The sequence below is a fragment of the Roseomonas elaeocarpi genome, from assembly GCF_042433915.1.
In the GTDB taxonomy this organism is placed as follows: domain Bacteria; phylum Pseudomonadota; class Alphaproteobacteria; order Acetobacterales; family Acetobacteraceae; genus Roseomonas; species Roseomonas elaeocarpi.
In genome coordinates, this window is the sequence record NZ_JBHLUN010000010.1 from 239,429 (window position 1) to 258,946 (window position 19,518).

General features: G+C 74.1%; 16 protein-coding genes and 2 riboswitches. Of the genes, 2 read left to right on the forward strand and 14 right to left on the reverse strand.

All coding sequences use genetic code 11. From position 1 onward, the window contains the following. Nucleotides 1-24: 24 nt before the first annotated feature. The 3 genes from ACFFGY_RS15835 to ACFFGY_RS15845 are packed head-to-tail and all read right to left on the reverse strand — an operon-like array spanning nt 25 to nt 5,332. Nucleotides 25-4,188: a chromosome segregation SMC family protein gene (locus tag ACFFGY_RS15835; protein ID WP_377045471.1), complete on the reverse strand. Its 4,164-nt coding sequence runs from the start codon at nt 4,186-4,188 to the stop codon at nt 25-27. A gap of 16 nt (nt 4,189-4,204) precedes the next feature. After that, a complete protein-coding gene (locus tag ACFFGY_RS15840; RefSeq protein ID WP_377045472.1) occupies nt 4,205-4,894 on the reverse strand; it encodes a DsbA family protein in 690 nt (229 codons plus the stop codon). Between the two features lie 24 nt (nt 4,895-4,918). After that, complete coding sequence (locus ACFFGY_RS15845; RefSeq protein ID WP_377045473.1) at nt 4,919-5,332, reverse strand: DUF721 domain-containing protein; 414 nt, start codon at nt 5,330-5,332, stop codon at nt 4,919-4,921. A 312-nt stretch (nt 5,333-5,644) separates the two neighbouring features. Between ACFFGY_RS15845 and ACFFGY_RS15850 the strand changes: the two genes are divergently transcribed. Together ACFFGY_RS15850 and ACFFGY_RS15855 are read left to right on the forward strand one after the other, a co-directional pair. Beyond that, nucleotides 5,645-6,805: an A/G-specific adenine glycosylase gene (locus tag ACFFGY_RS15850; protein ID WP_377045474.1), complete on the forward strand. Its 1,161-nt coding sequence runs from the start codon at nt 5,645-5,647 to the stop codon at nt 6,803-6,805. Next, nucleotides 6,805-7,329, forward strand: coding sequence for a biotin transporter BioY (locus tag ACFFGY_RS15855; RefSeq protein WP_377045475.1), 525 nt, complete (start codon nt 6,805-6,807; stop codon nt 7,327-7,329). The genes ACFFGY_RS15850 and ACFFGY_RS15855 overlap by 1 nt, the downstream gene beginning before the upstream one ends. 136 nt (nt 7,330-7,465) lie before the next feature. Here the strand turns inward: ACFFGY_RS15855 and ACFFGY_RS15860 are convergent, their stop codons facing one another. The 11 genes from ACFFGY_RS15860 to gcvT form a co-directional block, all read right to left on the reverse strand. After that, nucleotides 7,466-7,711: an acyl carrier protein gene (locus tag ACFFGY_RS15860; RefSeq protein WP_377045476.1), complete on the reverse strand. Its 246-nt coding sequence runs from the start codon at nt 7,709-7,711 to the stop codon at nt 7,466-7,468. Then, nucleotides 7,708-9,414, reverse strand: a complete 1,707-nt coding sequence (locus ACFFGY_RS15865) for an AMP-binding protein (RefSeq protein WP_377045477.1) — start codon at nt 9,412-9,414, stop codon at nt 7,708-7,710. Before ACFFGY_RS15865 ends, ACFFGY_RS15860 begins: the two co-directional genes overlap by 4 nt. Next, a complete protein-coding gene (locus ACFFGY_RS15870) occupies nt 9,411-10,280 on the reverse strand; it encodes a WcbI family polysaccharide biosynthesis putative acetyltransferase (protein ID WP_377045478.1) in 870 nt (289 codons plus the stop codon). The genes ACFFGY_RS15865 and ACFFGY_RS15870 overlap by 4 nt, the downstream gene beginning before the upstream one ends. A gap of 58 nt (nt 10,281-10,338) precedes the next feature. Beyond that, a complete protein-coding gene (locus tag ACFFGY_RS15875; protein ID WP_377045479.1) occupies nt 10,339-11,634 on the reverse strand; it encodes a hypothetical protein in 1,296 nt (431 codons plus the stop codon). An 85-nt stretch (nt 11,635-11,719) separates the two neighbouring features. Beyond that, complete coding sequence (locus tag ACFFGY_RS15880; RefSeq protein WP_377045480.1) at nt 11,720-12,802, reverse strand: site-specific DNA-methyltransferase; 1,083 nt, start codon at nt 12,800-12,802, stop codon at nt 11,720-11,722. 122 nt (nt 12,803-12,924) lie between these two features. Next, entirely contained in the window at nt 12,925-13,218 is a 294-nt protein-coding gene (locus tag ACFFGY_RS15885; protein WP_377045481.1) for a hypothetical protein, read from the reverse strand. A gap of 101 nt (nt 13,219-13,319) precedes the next feature. Then, nucleotides 13,320-13,955, reverse strand: a complete 636-nt coding sequence (locus tag ACFFGY_RS15890) for a ribonuclease HII (protein ID WP_377045482.1) — start codon at nt 13,953-13,955, stop codon at nt 13,320-13,322. Further along, nucleotides 13,955-14,620, reverse strand: a complete 666-nt coding sequence (locus ACFFGY_RS15895) for an NUDIX hydrolase (RefSeq protein WP_377045483.1) — start codon at nt 14,618-14,620, stop codon at nt 13,955-13,957. The genes ACFFGY_RS15890 and ACFFGY_RS15895 overlap by 1 nt, the downstream gene beginning before the upstream one ends. Further along, a complete protein-coding gene (gene gcvP / locus ACFFGY_RS15900) occupies nt 14,617-17,544 on the reverse strand; it encodes an aminomethyl-transferring glycine dehydrogenase (protein WP_377045484.1) in 2,928 nt (975 codons plus the stop codon). Before gcvP ends, ACFFGY_RS15895 begins: the two co-directional genes overlap by 4 nt. Beyond that, nucleotides 17,541-17,915, reverse strand: a complete 375-nt coding sequence (gcvH, locus tag ACFFGY_RS15905) for a glycine cleavage system protein GcvH (protein ID WP_377045485.1) — start codon at nt 17,913-17,915, stop codon at nt 17,541-17,543. The genes gcvP and gcvH overlap by 4 nt, the downstream gene beginning before the upstream one ends. A gap of 14 nt (nt 17,916-17,929) precedes the next feature. Further along, nucleotides 17,930-19,057: a glycine cleavage system aminomethyltransferase GcvT gene (gene gcvT / locus ACFFGY_RS15910; protein ID WP_377045486.1), complete on the reverse strand. Its 1,128-nt coding sequence runs from the start codon at nt 19,055-19,057 to the stop codon at nt 17,930-17,932. Nucleotides 19,058-19,101: 44 nt separating this feature from the next. Then, a riboswitch (glycine riboswitch) is annotated at nt 19,102-19,216 on the reverse strand. A gap of 3 nt (nt 19,217-19,219) precedes the next feature. Further along, nucleotides 19,220-19,320, reverse strand: a riboswitch (glycine riboswitch). Nucleotides 19,321-19,518: the final 198 nt, after the last annotated feature.

Consider the following 19,518-nt stretch of genomic DNA (forward strand, 5'->3'; position numbering starts at 1 on the left):
GGTCCGCCAGAACGCCCGGCGGGATCAGGCCGCCGCGCCCTCCCCCACCAGCTCCGCCGCGCCCGACAGGTCGACGCTCAGCAGCCGCGACACGCCGCGCTCCTGCATGGTGACACCGTAAAGGCGGTGCATCCGCGCCATGGTCAGCGGGTGATGCGTGACCACCAGGAAGCGCGTCGGCCGCCCGGCGCCGTCGTCCTTGGCCATGATCTCGAGGAGGTTGCACAGGCGCTCGACATTGGCGTCGTCGAGCGGCGCGTCCACCTCGTCCAGCACGCAGACGGGCGCGGGCTGGCAGCGGAACACCGCGAAGATCAGCGACAGGGCGGTCAGCGCCTGCTCGCCGCCCGAGAGCAGCGAGAGGGAGGACAGCTTCTTGCCCGGCGGCTCGGCAAACAGCTCCAGCCCCGCTTCCAGGATGTCGTCCGAGCCCACCAGCGCCAGTTGCGCCTGACCGCCGCCGAAGAGCGTGGTGAACAGGTTGCGGAACTCCGCATCCACCCGGTCGAACACGGCGCGCAGACGTCCCCTTGCCTCGCGATTCAGGTGGCCGACCGAGCCGCGCAGGCGGTTGATCGCGGTGGCGACGCTGTCGCGCTCGGCGTCCAACCCCGCGAGCCGCGCCTCGATCTCCGCCACCTCGGTGTCGGCGCGCAGGTTGACGGGGCCCATCTCCTCGCGCTCGCGCGCCAGGCGCTCGGCCTTGCGGCGGGCGCGTTCCTCGGCCGCCTCGCTGAGATCCTCCGGCGCCGCGGGCAGGGCGGCGTCGGGACCCAGGCGCTCGGCCACGCGGGCCATCAGCGCCCCGGCCGCGTCCTCGGCACGCTGCCGCGCCGCGTCGGCGGCGAGGCGGTTCTCGCGCGCCGCGGCATGGGCGGCCTCGGCGGTGCGACGCGCCTCGGCGGTGTCGCGGAGCGCGGTCTCGGCAGCCTCCATCGCGGCCACGGCGGCGGCATGGGCGGCCTCGGCCTCAGCCAGCACGCGCCCGGCGGCCTCGCGGCGGGCCGCGGTGCTGTCGGGCGCCTCGGCAGCCAGGCGGCAGGCGGTGCGGGCGGCCTCGGCCCGCGCTTCGAGCTCCGCCAGGCGGGCATTGGCGTCGCGGCCGCGCGTGGCCCAGGTGTCGCGCTCGGCATGCAGGGCGTTGCGGCGGGCGCCGATGCGGCCGCGCTCCCCCAGCACCGCGGTCACGGCGGCGCGGGCGGAGCCTTCCCGGTCGCGCGCCGCACCCACGGCGGCACGGGCGGCCTCGGCGGCGGCCCGCGCTTCGGGGAGCGAGGCCGCAGTGGCGTTGCCGGTGGCCTCGGCGGAAGCCTGGGCGTCGCGCTGCTCGGCCAGGGCGCGCTCGATCTCGGGCAGGATGGCGGCGAGGCGGCTTTCCGCGCGCGAGGTCGCGGCCAGGAGCCGGTCGCGCGCCGTGCGGGCCGCGTCCAGCCGCGCCACCACGTCCCGCCGGCCGGAGCGCAGGTTGCCCTCGGCGGCCACGGCCTCGGCCTCGGCGGCGCGGGCCGCGTCGCGGGCGGCGGCCACGGCCGCGAGGTCGGGCAGGTCGCGCAGCGCGGTTTCGGCGGCCAGCAGGGCGCGGGTGGCCTCGGCGTCCTCGCGCGCGGCGGCCTCGACCCGGGGGGCGAGCGCCGCTTCGCGCGCGGCCAGCGTGGCGGCCTCGGTTGAAAGGCGGGCGGCCTCGGCGCGGGTGCGGCCCAGATGGGCTTCCGCCGTGCGGCGGGCCTCGCGGGCGGCGATGCCGTCGGCGGCGGCGCGCTTTTCCGCCGCCTCGGCTTCCGCGGCGTCGTCGCGGCCGCGGCTGATGGCGGCCTCGGCGGCGGCACGCTCGGCGGCCAGGGCGCGCAGGCGGTTGCGGCGCTGGAGGCGGATGGCGCCGGCGCTGGGCTGGCCGGGGCGCACGGCATGGCCGTCCCAGCGCCACAGACCGCCGTCGCGCGACACGATCGCCTGACCGGGCAGCAGGGCGTGGTGCAGGTGTTCGCCCGTCTCGCCCTCGGGCAGGAGGCCGACATGCGACAGGGCGCGGCTCAGCGCCGGCGGGGCGTCCACCAGGGTGTTCAGCGCCTCGACGCCCGGCGGCAGCGGGGCGGTCTCGGCGAGCCTGGGCAGGAGGCGCCAGTGGCGGGCGGCGGTGTGTTCGGCGGCAGCCTCCAGCGCCTCGCCCAGCGCGGCGCCGATCGCGGCTTCCAGGCCCGGCGGCACCATGGCGGCGTCCAGCAGCGGCGCGTCGTCCGCCCCAGCCTCGGCACGGAGGAGGGCTTCCAGGCCCTGCGCCTCGCCGTCGAGGCGGGCACGCTGAGCCATGGCCTCGGCCACCGCGGCGCGGGCGGCCGCCAGCGCGGCGCGGGCGGCGTCGGCCGCAGCCTCGGCCGCGGCGCTGCGGGCGGTGGCGGCTTCCAGCGCCTCCTCGGCCGCGGCGGCGGCGCGGTCGGCGGCGTCCAGCACGCCTTCGGGCAGCCGGGCGGCGACGAGCTTGTCGCGCTCCGCCGCGACGGTGCGGGATTCCCGGCCGGCGCGCTCGGCGCGGGCGGCGGCGGTGTCGCGGTCGGCCACGGCGCGGTTGCGGGTGGCGGCGGCGGAATCGGCGCGCAGGCGGGCGGCGACGTGCGCGTCCTGCGCCGCCACGCGGGCGAGGCCCGCGGCTTCCAGCGCGGCATCGGCGGCCAGGCGAGCGGCCTCGGCCTCCTGCAGCGCGGTTTCGGCGGCCGGCAGAGCTTCGGGCGGGGGCAGCACCGCCTCGGCCTCGCGGCGCTCGGCTTCGAGGCGGGCCAGGGCGCCGGCGGCGCGGTGAAGGCGGGCCTCGGCGGCCTCGGCGGCGGCGCGGCGGCTCGCCTCGTCGGCGGCGGCGGTGGCGGCGGCCTCGGTGGCGCGCTCCGCTTCGCGCTCGGCCTCGCGCAGGGCGTCGCGGGCCTCGGCATGGGCGGCCTCGGCGGCCTCCAGCCGGTCCGGCAGGGCGTCGAGCTCGGCCACCAGCGCCGCGTCCTCGGCGGCGAGGCGGTTCGCGGCGGCCTCGGCCTCGGCGGCGATGCCGGCCGCGTGGGCGCGGTCCTGTTCCACCTGCGCGAGGCGCGCTTCCGCGGCCTCCAGCGCTTCGCGGGCGCGGGCTTCCTCGGCCGAGAAGTTCTCGGCCTCCACCCGGCGGCGTTCCAGCAGGGCGCGCGCCAGGCCTTCCGCCTCGCGCGGGGCGGCCACGGCGTTCGCGGCACCATGGGCGGCGACGGCGGCGCGGGTGGCCTCGTTCTCGGCCGCCTGCAGCGCCGCCTGGGCGCGGGCACCGTCGTTGCGCGCGGCGATCAGCGCGGCCTCGGTGCGGGCGGCGAGCAGGCTCAGCCACTCGGCCTCGGCGTCGCGCGTCAGGCCGGACAGGTTGCGGTAGCGCGCGGCCTGCTTCGCCTGACGGCGGAGGCCGTCGCGCTGGCGCTCCAGCTGGGCGCGCAGGTCCTCGGCGCGGGTCAGGTTGGTTTCGGCCTGGCGCAGCTTCAGCTCCGCCTCGTGGCGGCGGGCGCGCAGGCCGGCGATGCCGGCGGCTTCCTCCAGGACCTGCCGCCGTTCCTCGGGCTTGGCGCCGATCAGCGCCGCGACCTTGCCCTGGCTGACCATGCCCGAAGACCGCGAGCCCGAGCCCAGGTCGGCGAACATCGTGGACACGTCGCGCCCGCGCGCTTCGCGCCCGTTGATGCGGTAGCCCGTGCCCTCGCCGCGCTCGATGCGGCGCACGATCTCGAGCTCCGTCGTCTCGGCATTGGGCGGTGGCGCGAGGCCGGCCGCGTCCTCCAGGCTCAGCGCCACCTCGGCATGGTTGCGCGCGGCGCGGCTGGCGGTGCCGGCGAAGACCACGTCGTCCATGCCGCCGCCGCGCATGGCGCGCGCGTTGCTCTCGCCCATGGCCCAGCGCAGCGCCTCGACCACGTTGCTCTTGCCGCAGCCATTGGGGCCGACGATGCCGGTCAGACCGGGCAGGACCTCGACGGTCTGGGGTTCGGCGAAGGATTTGAAGCCGGCGATGCGCAGCCGGGTGAGCGTGGCGGTGCGCAGCCGCGGCGACGCGTCGCCCGTGGCGGCATCCCCGGACGGGTCTTCCGGCGCGCCCGCCGGCAACCCGTCCCCGTACCCGTCGGGGCGCACCGTGGCGGTGTTCTGCCCGTCTTCCTCACCGGGCAGGCGGCCCGGCGGCAATGCATCCATCAGAGGGTCTGATCCGTCAGGACGGGGTGGCCTGCTTCACCAGCTCGGCGAAGCGCTCGTAGGGGATCTCGCCCGGCACGGCCTTGTTGCCGAAGATGAAGGTGGGCGTGCTGTTGACCTTGAACTCGGTCTCGCCCCCCTGCCGCATCTCCAGGATGGCGCGGCGCAGCGCCACGTCGTTCTGGGCGGCGTCGAAATCGGCGCGCGACAGGCCGGCCAGGGCGGCGATCTTGGCGATCTCGCCCAGGTTGTCCACGCCGCGCGCGAAGGCCCAGCGGTCCTGCGTCTGGAACAACGCCGACACGAAGCCCTCGTAGCGGTCCACCGGCAGGGCGCGGGCGGCGCAGGAAGCGGCGAGCGCCAGCTGGTCCAGCGGGAACTCGCGCCACACCATGCGGACCTTGCCGGTGTCCACGAGGTTCTTCTTCACCTCAGGCCACACCTCGTTGTGGAAGCGGGCGCAGTGCGGGCAGGTCAGCGAGAAGTATTCCAGCACCGTCACCGGCGCGTCGGCCTTGCCGGCGGAACGCTCGGCCAGGCGCGGGTCGTTCGCGGCCGGCGCGGCGGCGGGCGGCGTGGCGGGGGCGGGCCCGGCGGGCGTGGCGCCCTGCGCCGCGGCGGGACGGAGGCCCAGCAGCGCCGGCGCGCCGAGCGTGGCGCCCAGGGCTGCGGTGGCGACGATCAGGTCACGGCGGGAAATGGTCATGGCGGGCGGGCCTCGCTTCAGCGCTCAGCGCTTCCGATAAACGCCCTTGGCCATCTTTTCCAGCGCGGCCCGCAATTCAGGATGTTGCACGCCCGACAACCGGTCCGCCACGGGCTCCGGCAGCGCGACCGGCTTGGGCGCCGGGCGGGGCACGGGACGGGAGGCCGGGGCCTGCTGCACGAAGCGCAGCGCTTCCACCACCACGGCGCCGGACGCGCCGTTGATGCGGGCCATCAGCTGCGGCCCCAGGTGCTGCAGCTCCATCGCCACGGGGCCGGAACAGGCAACCGTCAGCGTGCCGCGCACCAGGCGCAGCGGTTGCGTCACCGCCGCCAGCGCCGGGCCGACCAGCTGCGGCCAGTCGGTCATCAGCGTGGCACCGGCCGGCGATCGCTTGCGGAACACCGGGCGGGTGAAGCGCGACAGGAGCGCTTCCATCGGGCGCAGGCCGAGTTCGGGCCGCCGCGGCGCTTCCGGCAACGGCGCGGGCGGGCGGGGCGGGGCGGCGGGGTTCGCGCGCTGGGCAGCAGGTCGGGCCGGCCCCGGGCGCGGTGCGCCGGGCGGGGCGTCGGCCCCGACACGCGCCTGGGCACCCGCCCGGCCACCGGCCCCGCCATCGGTCCGGTTGCCGGCTCCGGCCCGGACAGCGCCCCCCGCACCGACGGAAGCACCTGCCGCGGCGGAATTTGCGCGCGACCGGGTGGCGCGGGGGCTTGATCCGCGCGGCGTCTCGCCGTCCTGTGCCGCCATATGCATCCCCCCGCTTCCGAACTGCTCGGCTGGTACGACCGCCACCGGCGCGTGATGCCGTGGCGCGGCGCCCGCGATCCATACCGCATCTGGCTGTCGGAGGTGATGCTCCAGCAGACCACCGTGGCCGCGGTCGAGCCGCGCTACCGCCGCTTCCTCGATCGCTTCCCCGATGTCGAGGCCCTGGCGGCCGCCCCCTGGGAGGCGGTGGCGGCAGAATGGGCCGGGCTCGGCTACTACGCGCGGGCCCGCAACCTCCATGCCGCGGCGCGGGCGGTGGTGGCGCGCGGCGGCTTCCCCGGGGACGAGGCGGGGCTGCGCGCCCTGCCCGGCATCGGCGCCTATACCGCCGCCGCCGTGGCGGCGATCGCCTTCAACCAGCCCGCCGTGCCGGTGGACGGCAACGTGGAGCGCGTGACGGCGCGGGTGTTCGATGTTCGCGATCCGCTGCCCGGCAGCCGTGCGCGCCTGGCGGTGCTGGCGCGCGGCTTCCTCGACCAGGCCCTGGTGCGGGAACGTCCGGGCGATTTCGCGCAGGCGCTGTTCGACCTCGGCGCCACGCTCTGCACGCCGCGCCGGCCGGCCTGCGCGCTGTGTCCCTGGAACGCGCACTGCGCCGCCCGCGCCGCCGGGGTGCAGGACAGCCTGCCGGCCAAGGCCCCGAAAGCGGCGCGAGCGCAGCGCTTCGGCCTCCACTTCCTCCTGCGCGACCGCGAGGGCCGGATGCTGCTGCGGCAGCGGCCGCCCAGCGGGCTGCTCGGCGGCATGGCCGAGATCCCCGGCACGCCCTGGCGCCTCGAAACACCCTGGACCCTGGCGGAGGCGCTGCCGCAGGCGCCGGTCGCGGCGGCGTGGCGGCTGCTGCCGGGCACTGCGCAGCACGGCTTCACGCATATGGAGCTGCTGATGCGGCTGGCCGTCGCGGAGGCCAGCGTGGCGGCGCCCCCGGGCTGCTTCTGGCTGCCGGCCGAGGAAGCCCGCGCGACGCTGCCCACCGCGATGCGCCGCCTGCTGGCACTGGCCGAGGGCGGCGCCGGAGCCAGGGATGACGCCGGCGCGAACGGCCCTCTGCTTGCGGAGCCCGCCTCCCCCGTGGCACCCAGCGGCGAAACCACGGCCCCCGCCGCGCGGCGGGGCGGCCGAACACGGCGGACCGCTTGATGCAGATCTCTCTTTCTTCCCGCTCCTCCGCCCGCGAGGCGATGCGCTTTCTGGCCCTGGCCATTCTCGGCTCGGCCGTGATCGCGGCCTCGGCGCGGATCGCCCTGCCGATGTGGCCGGTGCCGGCCACGCTGCAGTCGCTGGCGGTGCTGGCGCTGGGCGCCCTGGGCGGCGCACGGCTCGGCGTGGCCAGCGTGCTGTTCTACCTGGCCGAGGGCGCGATGGGCCTGCCGGTCTTCGCCGCCGGCGCCGCGGGACCCGCCGTGCTGGCTGGGCCGACCGCGGGCTTCCTCCTCGGCTTCCTGCCCGGCGCCTGGATCGCGGCGCAGGCGCGGGGCGGCTGGCTGCGCGCCGGCGCCACGCTGCTGGCGGCGCACCTGTCCATGTTCATCCCCGGCGTGCTGTGGCTGAGCGGCTTCGTGGGCCTTGAGCACGCCTGGGCGGTGGGTTTCCTGGTCTTCGTGCCGGGCACGGTGGTGAAGACCGCGCTGGCGCTGGCCGGCCTGCAGCTGGCGCGTCGCTGAAACGCTGCCGGAGGGCGGTTTCGGTAGGGACCGCCCCTCCCCCTGTGCGCGGGCCTGTGCCGCCGCCCCGTGTCGCGGTCGTCCCACCCGACCCGGCGGAACTCCGGCCCTGCGCAACAGGGCGCCGGGCCGCGCTTTAGGCGGCCATGCGGTCGCGGATGATGCCGATCAGCCCGCCCACGTCGGGGATCTCGGCGGCGGCCTCGGGCGGGATCTCGATCCCGAACTCGTCTTCCAGGTCCATCAGCAGGTTGACGTGCGCGACCGAGTCCCAGCCTGGGACATCGGCCGCCGTCATCGATTCACGGAACGACCCGGTGAAACGCGGAAAGGCGCGGCGCAGCACCGCCTCGAACCGGGCCGGCACGTCATGGTCGCTCATGGGGTGGTTCCATCCTGATCCGCGAGGAATGCGGCACGGTTGAGAACGCGGCTGACCTTGCCGCTCGTGGTCTTGCGCAGCGAACCGGGCTCGACGCAGCCGACATGCACCGGGTTCACGGCGAAGCGCTCGCCCAGCAGCGCGCGGACGGCGCGCTCGGCCTCGGCCGCTGCCGCCGCGTCGAGCGGCTCTGACGGTTCGTAGAGGACCACGATCTGGTCGCTGCCCACGCGCTCGTCGGGTATGGGAAACACCACGGCGCGGCCGGGCTTCACCGCCGCCACGTCGCTCAGCGCGGCCTCGAGGTCCGGCGCCACGAGGTTGCGGCCGCGATAGATGACGATGTCGTCGAGGCGGCCGAGCACGAAGACCTCGCCTTCATGAAGGAAGCCGAGGTCGCGCGTGCGCAGCCACCCATCCTCCAGCCGCTCGGCGGTGAGCGTGGGGGAGCCGAGATAGCCGTCGAACAGGCAGGGGGAGCTGAGCAGGATCTCGCCCACCTCCCCGGCATAACCCTCGGCCGGGCGAAACCGTATCCGGCAGCCGTCGACGGGCGCGCCGCTCGACACCAGCGCCACCGAAGCGGGCGCGCCGGCCTCCACCGCGACGAGGCGCCCCGCGTCCAGGGCGGCGCGGTCGAGCACGAGGCGCTTCGGCGGCACGCCGGGCCGGCTCTGCGTGGCGGCGAAGACGTTTTCTGCCAGGGCGTAGCAGGTCGCCGGCGCCGCGGAGTCGAGCCCGTGCGCGGCGTAGGCGGCGGCGAAGCGGTCCATTGAGGCCGGGCGGCAAACCTCGGAACAGTTCACCACCGCGCGCAGCGTGCCCAGGTCGAGCCGGGTGTTGCGAAGCCGCCGCGCGGCATTGGCCAGGTGCTCGAAGGCGAAGTTGGGCAGCCACGCCAGCGTGGCGCGCTCGCGCTCCGCCAGGCGCAGGATCAGCAGAGGGTCGGTGAGCCACTCGAAGGGATCGACGCCCACCACCGGCATCGCGGCGATGAAGGGCAGCACCGTGCAGGCGATCAGCCCCATGTCGTGGTACAGCGGCAGCCAGGTCGCCACCACGTCGTCCGGGCGCAGTGCCAGCGCTGCGCCGTAGCTGTCGGCCTGACGCACCAGCGCGCCGTAGCCCAGCATCACGCCCTTCTTGAGCCCGGTGGTGCCGGAGGAATGTTGCAGCAGCGCCGGCCCGTCGTCGCCCGCGGCGACCTCCGGCACGGCGCCGTCCGCCACGACCTCCCGCGCGCCCAGGGCTGCGAAGCTGATCGCGGGCACGCCGGTGTCACCCAGCGCGTCCAGCGCGGGCCCGACGCCGCAGAGCAGGCCGGGACCGATATGCCGCACCAGCGCGCGGTGGCTGTCGCGCCAGTGCGCCTCGTCCTGCTTGGCATTGGGGGGCGGCATGATGGCGGGCACCGCCCCCAGGAACTGCGCCGCGAAAAAGGTGACGTGCAGGTCCACCCGCGTGTCGGAAAAGATCAGCAGAACCTGCCCGGGGCCGAGGCCCGCCGCGTGCAACGTTGCCGCGCGGGCCGCGATGCGCGCCCCCATCTCGCGGAAGCTCAGCGCTTCCCGCGCCCCGCCGCGCTCCAGCACGAGGCAGCGCTCCCCGGGCCGGTCGCGCAGCGCGTCGAGGAAGCGCGCGAAGTAGCGCGCGCGGTCGGACGCCGGATCAGCGGGGGTCGGTGTGGCGGCAGGCCCGCTCACGAGGCGTAGGGCCGCCAGCGGATGTAGTTCACGACGTAGTCGCGAAAGGTCCAGCTGTTGTTGTTCAGCCGGATGCGCGAGGCCGCGTCGCCGTAGTGCAGACCGAAGGCCTCCGCGACCAGCGGGTTGATCGGCATCTGCGAGTAGGTTTGCCCGTCATGGCCCGACAGCAGCACGTCCAGTTCCCGGCAACTGACCTCGGCGTCGATGCCGAGCCTGTCGGCCGAAGCGCGCAGCAGCATCCGCAGGGCTTCCCGCAACATCGGGCCGGCGATGTGGCGCGGGTCGTGGAACAGGCGCTGTTCACGGAAGTTCTCGAACACGAAGGGCGTGAAGGCGATGTCGCTGTCGCGGTCGCGCGCTTCGGCGCGGGCGCGGTCGAAGCCCAGGCGCCGTTCCAGGCGCGGGACCTCCGCCGCGCAACGCCCGAGGTAGAGGTCGTAGAGCGCGTCGTCTGGCAGGCGCAGCGCTTCGGCGTCGTGAAGCAGCTCCAGCGCGATCCGGTCGCCCATCCCGTAGCGCGCGTTCCCGCCGTAAGGCGCGTCCGCCTCGCCACGCAGGTCCGGCGCCTCGAAGGGCCAGAGCGCGGTGCAGGCGAGCGGCGGGAAGCGCAGAACCGATACGTCGCGGGGCAAGCGTTGTCGGAGCAGTTCCTGGCTTCCCCCCTCCCCGCCCACCTGCTCCCACAGGACCACGCGGGACGCTGCGAAGTCCGGCATGTCCTCCCAACGGTGGCCCGGAAGCTTGAGCAGGTGCCAGGCCACGTAGTTCACCTCGTAGCGGCCGCTCAGGCAGGGCAGGCGCTGCAGCGCTTCGGCCATGTCGATGCTCTGGCAGTTGCCATAGATTACCAGGCGTTCGGTCATGCGGTGTCAGCCCCTGGTGCTCATTCGCGGCGCGTCGCGCCGCCCTGCCGTAACCGCTTCACGTGGCCCAGGGAGCCCGGCGGATGCCGCGGAGCACGGCCTCACGGAAGGTCCACTCGTTGTTGTGCCAGAGGTAGCGCGTCTCGCTGTTGTACCAGGCGAGACCGAGATGGCGCGCGACCTCGGGATGCACGGGCACCTGTTCCAGCGGCCTGATGCCGAGCCAGTTGCGCGTGATCTCCACCAGCTCGATCAGCGCGGCGTCGCGCGTGGCCGGGTCGATCAGCGTCGTGCGGCGCAACAGCTCAGCCGCGAGGAAGCGCATCAGCGGCGCCTTCGGATCCTGCGGCGCGTTGAACAGCGGCACTTCCGTGAACAGGGCGGCGAAACGCTCGGCGAGCCTGACGTCGCAGCCCTCGTCGCGCCGCCGCCATGCCGTGAGCTCCGCAGCGAGGCTCGGCGGGGCGTTGTCGAGCATGGCGCGGGTGTCCAGCAGGTACTGCCGGAACAGGGCACTGTCCGACAGGTCCGCCGCCCGGGGCGCCAGCGCCTCCATCACGGCATCGGTCATGCCGTAGCGCGGGCTGTCGCCCTGGGCGGTTTCCGGCAGCGCGGGCGGGTCCTGATCGAGGAGCGGCCAGAGCAGGTCGCAGCGCAGCTGGGGAAACGCCAGAACCTCCGCCGCCGTGCTGGTGGGTGCGCTGGCCAGCGGGACCTGCCGCCACACTCCGACGGGGCCAGCCTCGCGCGCTTCGCGCAACGCGGCGTCCAGAGTTTCGCCCGGCTCGACATGGCGGGGCGTGAGCCGCCCGGCCAGGGTGGTGAGGCGCCCCAGCAGGCTGGCCAATTGGGCCGCCTGATGGTCGCCGGATATCAGCACCGTGGCGGCTTGTCCGCCGGCAACCTCGCTTTCCGGCACCAGGAGCCGCATCGAGAACCAGGCAAGGGCCAGCTCGCGATGGTCGAAGTCGGGCCGCCGCGCCGCCACGGCCGGCGCAACGCCATCGGGGTGGTGGAAGCGCAGCGTGTTCGGCGCGTCGCCACGCAAGGCCGCCGCCGGCACGTCGAAGCTGATGTCGCCGAGGGCGTCAACCAGGATCTCGCCGCAGTTGGCCTCGTTCACCCGCAGGGCGAGACGTTGGCCAGCGAGGTCGTAGGCCAGGTTGCGGTGCGGGTTGACCCGGCCCTGGATCCGCAGCGTGCCCACGAGGTCTGCCGGCATGGGCGGCAGTTCCAGCACGCTGTCATGGCCGACGCTCCAGACCATGTCGCGTTCCTGGCCCGACCAGCCTTCGCGCCGATAGCGGTCGCTGCCGCCGTCCTCGTTGAAGTTGAGATGGAAGACCTGGCGCATCAACACCGTTCCGTGGCGGGGCGCATCATCGTGGAGCCTTCCAGCGCGGGCAACCCGGGGCCGGGCTTTCCCGCTCCTTCAGGCCTCAGCTGCCCGCGATCTCGGCGCGCAATTCGTCGAGCAGGCGCAGCGAGCCGTTCGGATGTTCGACGTGCCAGAACAGCCAGCCGTTGCAGCTGGGGGCTTCCTGAACCGCGGCGCCGACCTTGTGGATCGAGCCCACGGCCTTGCCGCAGCGGAGCGTGCCGTCGGCGCCAACCTCGGCCTTCCAGCGGCGGTGCCGGTCCACGAGGCGCGAGCCCGCGGGAACCAGCCCGCGCTCCACCAGCGTGCCGAAGGGAACGCGCGGTTGTTCGCGCTTGGCGGGCAGGCTCAGCGCCGCGCTTTCCGGCATCGGCGTGATCGCGTCGATGCGGGCCTGGGCGGCGGCGGCGTAGGTTTCGTCGCGCTCGATGCCGATGAAGCGGCGGCCGAGGCGCTTGGCCACCGCGGCGGTTGTGCCGCTGCCCATGAAGGGGTCGAGCACGACCTCGCCCGGCGAGGTGCAGCTCAGGATCACGCGGTGCAGCAGCGCCTCGGGCTTCTGGGTCGGGTGGACCTTCTTGCCGTCCTCGTCGCGCAGCCGCTCGGCGCCGGTGCAGAGCGGGATCAGCCAGTCGGAGCGCATCTGCACATCGTCGTTCAGCGACTTCATGGCGGCGTAGTTGAACTTGTAGCGGCTCTCCGGCCCGCGCGAGGCCCAGATCATGGTCTCGTGCGCGTTGGTGAAGCGGCGGCCGCGGAAGTTCGGCATGGGGTTGGACTTGCGCCACACCACGTCGTTGAGGATCCAGTAGCCCAGGTCCTGCAACGCCGTGCCGAGGCGGAACACGTTGTGGTAGGCGCCGATCACCCAGATCGTGCCGTCCTTGCGCAGGACGCGGCGGCACTCGGTCAGCCAGGCGCGGGTGAAGGCATCGTAGGCCGGGAAGCTGTCGAAGCGGTCCCAGGCGTCGTCCACCCCGTCCACGCGCCCGCCCTCGGGGCGCACGAGGCTGCCCTTCAGCTGGAGGTTATAGGGCGGGTCCGCGAAGATCGCGTGCACCGAGGCCGGGGGCAGTTGCCGCAGCATGTCCAGGCAGTCGCCGACCATCACCTGGTCAAGCGGCAGGTCGATCCCCGTCCCCACGCAGCAGTCCCCCGTCTTCGAGTCGGCAAAGTGCGGAAGCCGAGTCGTGCCGTCAAGCGAGGTTCAGAGGGTTGCTCAGGCGACGCGGGGCGCAACCCAAGGATGTCCTTAGGTCAAGGGGATCAAACGCCGAACAGCGTCGCGGCGATCGCGTGTCCCTCGCGTTCCGTGGCGAGGTCGGCGGGCGGCACGGCGCGATTCGCGCGGCGGTACCAGTAGCGGGCATTGGGCAGGTCGCCCTCGACCCGGTGCAGCCAGGCATGGACCCAGGCCTCGTCACCGCCCTCGGCATCCTGGACGATCCGGTGCGAAGCGTCCCACTCGCCGCGCAGGCCGTGCCAGAGGGCCAGCAGGGCGGGCGAAAGGCCGGGCGGCGGCGCGGCACCGGTCAGCGAGCGCGTGAAGTTCTCGGACATGTTTGAGACCTCTTCCCGGTTCCGCCGATCTATCTGGGTCGTGGGCGGGGCGCCTGCCAGTCGGGAGGAACGCCGTCGGGAGATGCGCCCACGCCCCCGTTTCAGCCGAACAGCAGCGCTGCCTGATCCACCGGCGCGAAGCCGCGCCGGTGCTGCGGCGTGGGGCCGAGGCGCCGCAGCGCCTCACGATGTGAGGGCGTCGGGTAGCCGGCATGGAGCGCGAAGCCATAGCCGGGATAATGCCGGTCGAAGCGCAGCATGGCGCGGTCGCGCAGCACCTTGGCCACGATCGAGGCCGCGGCGATCGAGAGCGAGGTGCCGTCGCCCTTCACCACGCAAGCGGTGCGGCACGGCAGGAGGTGCGGCGCCCGCGGCGCCATGTTGCCGTCGATCAGCGCGAGGTCCGGCACCGGGCCCAGCCGTCGCACGGCGCGCCACATCGCCAGGTGCGTGGCGCGCAGGATGTTCAGCTGCCCGATCTCGGCGGCGGTGGCGGCGCCCCAGCCCACGGTGGCGCGGCCGCTGCGCGCGGCCTCGCGCAGGGCGGCGAAGGCCTGTTCCCGGCGCACGGGGGTGAGCTTCTTGCTGTCGTCCAGCAGCCTCGCCAGCGCGGCGTCGGGGGCGCCGTGGAACACCACCGCCCCCGCCAGCACGGGACCGGCGAGCGGCCCTCGCCCTGCCTCGTCCACGCCGGCGACGCGGCCGCCGGCGGCGAGCTCCAGGCTGTAGTCGGGCATCAGAGCGCCTCGAAGCGCAACCGGCCGGCGGCTTCCAGCGCGATCAGCAGGCCGGCGACGTGCATCGCCTGCGGCAGCACGCCCGCGCGCAGCCCCGCCACCACCTCGCGCCAGGGGTGAAGCTCCACCGTGATGTCCTCGCCGGGCTCCAGCGCCGGCTCGGCCACGCGGTGCGCACCCAGGGCCAGCACGGTGTGGCAGGTGTTGCGATGCAGCGCCGTGTTGGGACTGAGCGACGACACCAGCCGCCATTCCCGCGCGGCGTGACCGGTTTCTTCCAGCAGCTCCCGCCGCCCCGCCGCCACCGGGTCGGCGTCGCCCGGGTCGATCGCGCCGGCCGGCAGTTCCAGCGAGGACGCCGCGAGGCCGTGGCGGTACTGGCGCACCAGCACCAGCCGGTCATCCTCGGTGAGCGCGGCCACGCTCACCCAGTTCGGCCCGTGCAGCGTGTAGTAGGGGTCGAGCAGGTTGCCCCGCGCGTCCTCCACCGCGTCGGCCTGGACGTGCAGCCAGCGGTCGCGCAGCACGGTGCGGGACTGCCGCACCGTCCAGGGCTTCGTCCTGCCTTGTCCGGCGGGCGCGGTGCCCGCCGGGTGCGCCGCGCCGTCCGCCGAAGCGTCCGCCTCCGGCACGGTGCCGTAGGCTTCCACGTCGCCGCCGCTCACTCCGCCGCCACGCGCATGTCCTGCGCGTAGGCTTCGAGCGGCGCGCAGGTGCAGGCGAGGTTGCGGTCGCCGTACACGTTGTCGACGCGCTTGACCGGCGGCCAGTACTTGTGCGCCGCCACCCAGGGCAGCGGGTAGGCGGCCTGCTGGCGCGAGTACGGGTGCGACCACGCGTCGCCCGTGACTTCCTCGGCCGTGTGCGGCGCGTTCTTCAGCGGGTTGTCGGCACGGTCGAGCTGGCCTTCCTCCACCGCGCGGATTTCCGCGCGGATGGCGATCATGGCCTCCACGAAGCGGTCGAGCTCGGCCTTGGGCTCGCTCTCGGTGGGTTCCACCATCAGCGTGCCGGTCACCGGCCAGGACATGGTCGGCGCGTGGAAGCCGAAGTCCTGGAGGCGCTTGGCGATGTCCTCGACCTGGATGCCCGCCGTCTGCGCGAAGCTGCGGCAGTCGAGGATGCACTCGTGCGCCACCATGCCCTGCCGGCCGCGATAGAGCACCGGGAAGTGCCCTTCGAGGCGCCTGGCCACGTAGTTGGCCGACAGGATCGCGACCTGCGTCGCGCGCCGCAGTCCCGCGCCGCCCATCAGCCGGATATAGGCGTAGGGGATCGGCAGGATCGAGGCGGAGCCGAAGGGCGCCGAGGACACGGGGCCGAAGCCGGTCTCGGGTCCCGCTTCCGCCAGCAGCGGATGGTTCGGCAGGTGCGGCGCGAGATGCGCCGCCACGCCGATCGGCCCGATGCCCGGGCCGCCGCCGCCGTGGGGGATGCAGAAGGTCTTGTGCAGGTTCAGGTGGCACACGTCCGCGCCGATCGTGGCCGGGCTGGTGAGGCCGACCTGCGCGTTCATGTTGGCGCCGTCCATGTAGACCTGGCCGCCCTTCTCGTGGATCAGCGCGCAGATGTCGCGGATGCCTTCCTCGAACACGCCGTGCGTCGAGGGGTAGGTGATCATCAGCGCCGCGAGGCGGGAAGCGTGTTCCTCCGCCTTGGCGCGCAGGTCGTCGAGGTCGACGTTGCCGTCGGCATCACAACGCACCACCACCACGCGCATGCCGGCCATCACGGCCGAGGCCGGGTTGGTGCCATGGGCGGAGGACGGGATCAGGCAGACGTCGCGCGCCTCATCCCCGCGCGAGCGGTGCCAGGAGCGGATCGCCAGCAGCCCGGCGTATTCGCCCTGGGAACCGGCGTTGGGCTGCAGCGACACGGCGGCGAAGCCGGTCACCGTGCAGAGCCACCCTTCCAGCCGGCGCACCAGCGCGAGGTAGCCCGGAACCTGGTCCACCGGCGCGAAGGGATGCACGTTGGAGAAGCCCGGCAGCGTGACCGAGGCCATCTCGGCGGTCGCGTTCAGCTTCATGGTGCAGGAGCCGAGCGGGATCATGCTCCGGTTCAGCGCCACGTCGCGGTCTTCCAGCGACTTCAGGTAGCGCAGCATCCCGTGCTCGCTGCGATGCGCCGAGAAGACTTCGGCCGTGAGGATCGGGCTCTTGCGCAGGAGAGCCGGCGGCAGGCGGTTGCGGTCCGCCAGCTCGTCCAGCCCCATCGGCTGGCGGCCGGCGGCCTCGCAGATCGCCTCGTCGAGGCAGATCAGGTCGGCGCGCCGGATCGTCTCGTCCAGGGCAATGGCGACGCAGGTGTCGTCCACGCGGCGCAGGTTGAAGCCGCGCTTGAGCGCCGCCACCATCAGCCGGTCGGACGCACCGCCAGCCTCGATGGCGACCGTGTCGAAGAAGCGCTCGTGCCGCAGCTGGAAGCCGGCCTTGCGGGCGCAGTCGGCGAGCAGCCGCGCCTGCAGGTGGACGCGCTCGGCGATGCGGCGCAGGCCCTCGGCGCCGTGCCAGATGGCGTAGAAGCCCGCCATCACCGCCAGCAGCACCTGCGCGGTGCAGATGTTCGAGGTCGCCTTCTCGCGCCGGATGTGCTGTTCGCGCGTTTGCAGCGCGAGGCGCATCGCCGGGCGGCCGGCGGCGTCCACGGAAACACCAACGAGGCGGCCGGGGATCAGGCGCTTGAGGCCGTCCTTCACCGCCATGAAGGCGGCGTGCGGTCCGCCCCAGCCCATCGGCACGCCGAAGCGCTGCGAGGAGCCGACCACGATGTCGGCGCCCATCTCGCCCGGCGGGGTCAGCAGCACCAGCGACAGCAGGTCCGCCGCCACGATGGCGGTGACGCTGTTCTCGCGCGCCACGGCGATGTCGGCGGCGAGTTCCGCGCGGACCTCGCCGGTGGTGCCGGGATAGCTGAACACCGCGGCGAAGGGCGCGTCGTGGCGGATCGCCTCGGCCATGTCGGCGGCGGCGTAGACGCGCACTTCCACGTCGATCGGATCGGCGCGCGTTTGCAGCACGGCGATGGTCTGCGGGTGCAGGTCGGCGGCGGCCAGGATCACGCGGCGGTTGGTGGCGCGCGGCCCCTTCACCGAGGACAGCGCCAGCGCCATGGCCTCGGCGACCGCGGTGCCTTCATCCAGCAGGGATGCGTTGGCCACCGGCAGGCCGGTGAGGTCGCAGATCATGGTCTGGAAGTTGACCAGCGCTTCCAAGCGCCCCTGCGCGATCTCGGCCTGGTAGGGCGTATAGGCCGTGTACCAGCCCGGGTTCTCCAGCACGTTGCGCAGGATCACCGGCGGCACGTGGGTGCCGTGATAGCCCATGCCGATCAGCGAGCGGGTCGGGCGGTTGCGGCCCGCGAGCTGCGCGAGCTCGGCCATCACCTCGGCCTCGCTGGCCGCGGCCGGCAGGGCGTCGAGCGTGTCGGCCATGATGGCGGCGGGCACGGTGCGCGCGGCCATGGTGTCGAGGCTGTCGGCGCCGACAGCCTCCAGCATCGCCGCGATCTCGCTCTCGGAGGGGGCGATGTGGCGGGCGATGAAGTCGCTGTGGTCCTCGAGCGAGGCGAGGGTTTCCAGTGCGGTCATTCCGCGGCGACCTTGGCCTCGTAGGCGGCCTCGTCCATCAGGTTGCCGAGATCACCCATGTCACGCGGCTTGATGCGGAAGAACCAGCCCTCGCCGGTGGGCGCACTGTTCACCAGGCCGGGATTGTCGCTCAGCGCCTCGTTGTTGCCGATGATCGTGCCGGCCACGGGGGCGTAGATGTCGGAGGCGGCCTTCACGCTCTCGACCACCGCGACGGACTCGCCGGCCTCGACCTCGCGGCCAGCCTCGGGAAGGTCCACGAACACCACGTCGCCCAGGGCTTCCTGCGCGTGGGAGGTGATGCCGACCACGGCTTCCTCGCCCTCGGGGCGGATCCACTCGTGGCTGGCGGCGAAACGGGTTTCGGACATGCGGGCGATCTCCTTCAGGCGGCCGCGGCGGCGCGCTTGTAGCGGTGGGGAACGAAAGGCGTGGGCGCGACGCGGGCGGCGATCGCCCGGCCCCGCACCATCAGGTCGAGGGCTGTGCCATCCACCGCGAGGTCGGGGCGGACGTAGCCCATGGCCATCGGCGCGCCGAGCGTGGGGCCGAAGCCGCCGCTGGTGACCTCGCCGACGGTGGCGCCGCCGCTCTGGATCTCGGTATGGGCGCGGGCGGGCTGGCGGCCTTCCACGGCGAAGCCGACGCGCAGCCGCTTGGGGCCGTGGTCCAGCTCCTCGCGCACGCGCTCGGCGCCCAGAAAGTTCCACTCGGTGCGGCGGCGCTTGCCGATGGTCCAGTTCAGCGCGGCCTCGACCGGGCTCGTGGTCTCGTCGATGTCGTTGCCGTAGAGACAGAGGCCTGCCTCGAGGCGCAGGCTGTCGCGCGAGCCCAGGCCCGCGGGCGTGACGCCGGCGCCGTCCACGAGGGCTGCGGCCAGCATCGCCGCGGCCTCGGCCGGGATGCTGATCTCGTAGCCGTCCTCGCCGGAATAGCCGGAGCGGCTGATCACCGCGGGCGCGCCCACCAGCGTGGTTTCGGCCACGCCCATGAAGGGCAGCGAGGCCACCACGGGTGCCAGCGGCGCCAGCGCGGCCTCGGCGCCCGGGCCTTGCAGCGCCAGCAGCGCGCGGTCGCGCAGCGGGTGCAGCGTCACGCCGGGCGGCAGGGCGGCGGCGACCGCGGCCTCGTCCAGTTCCTTGCGCGAGGCGTTGAACACCACCAGCATCCGGTCGCCCATGTTGGTGAACATGAAGTCGTCGAGGATGCCGCCCGCCGCGTTCATCAGCACGCCGTAGCGCTGGCGGTTCACCTTCAGCCCCTGCACGTCGGCCGGCGTCAGCGCTTCCAGCGCGCGGGCGGCCTCGGCCACCGGGCCGCGCAGCTCCGCCTGGCCCATATGCGACACGTCGAACAGCGCGGCCGCGGTGCGGCAGGCGGTGTGCTCGACGATGATGCCGGACGGGTACTGCACCGGCATCAGGTAGCCCGCGAAGGGCACCATCCGGGCGCCCTGCGCGCGGTGCCAGTCGGCCAGCGGGGTTTCGAGCAAGTTATCCTGGGCGTCAGCCACGCATCCTCCTTCGCCGCGGGGTGCGGCGGCTGGAACGTGGCCCCCCTCTGTCCATGGACCTGAGAGATTCGGTTCCAGGCCATCCCGAACACGGGGACCGGTCGCCTTACTCCGTCGGTGCCGTGACACGTTTGTGGCGCATCGCGGGCTTTCCAGAGGCCCCTTCCCCGCGCGGTCCATGGGCCTGAGCGTTTCCGGGGGCCGGTTGCGCCTTCGGCGGGGGCCGTCGCATCCGGGCGGCCCCACTCTCCCGCGCAGGATCAGCGGGTACGGGGCGTTATGGCACCCGGGCGGGGGCGCTGGCAACGCGGCCCGGTGGCGGCGCGCGGCGCAATTCCGGCGCCGTTTCGCGCGGCGGCCGGCGAAGGGGCCAGCCGCGATCCGCCCCGCGGTCACGGCGCACAGGAAATGGGCACGGCCGGTATTCGGTGGCGGCCGCCCAGCCCACCGGACGCACCCGC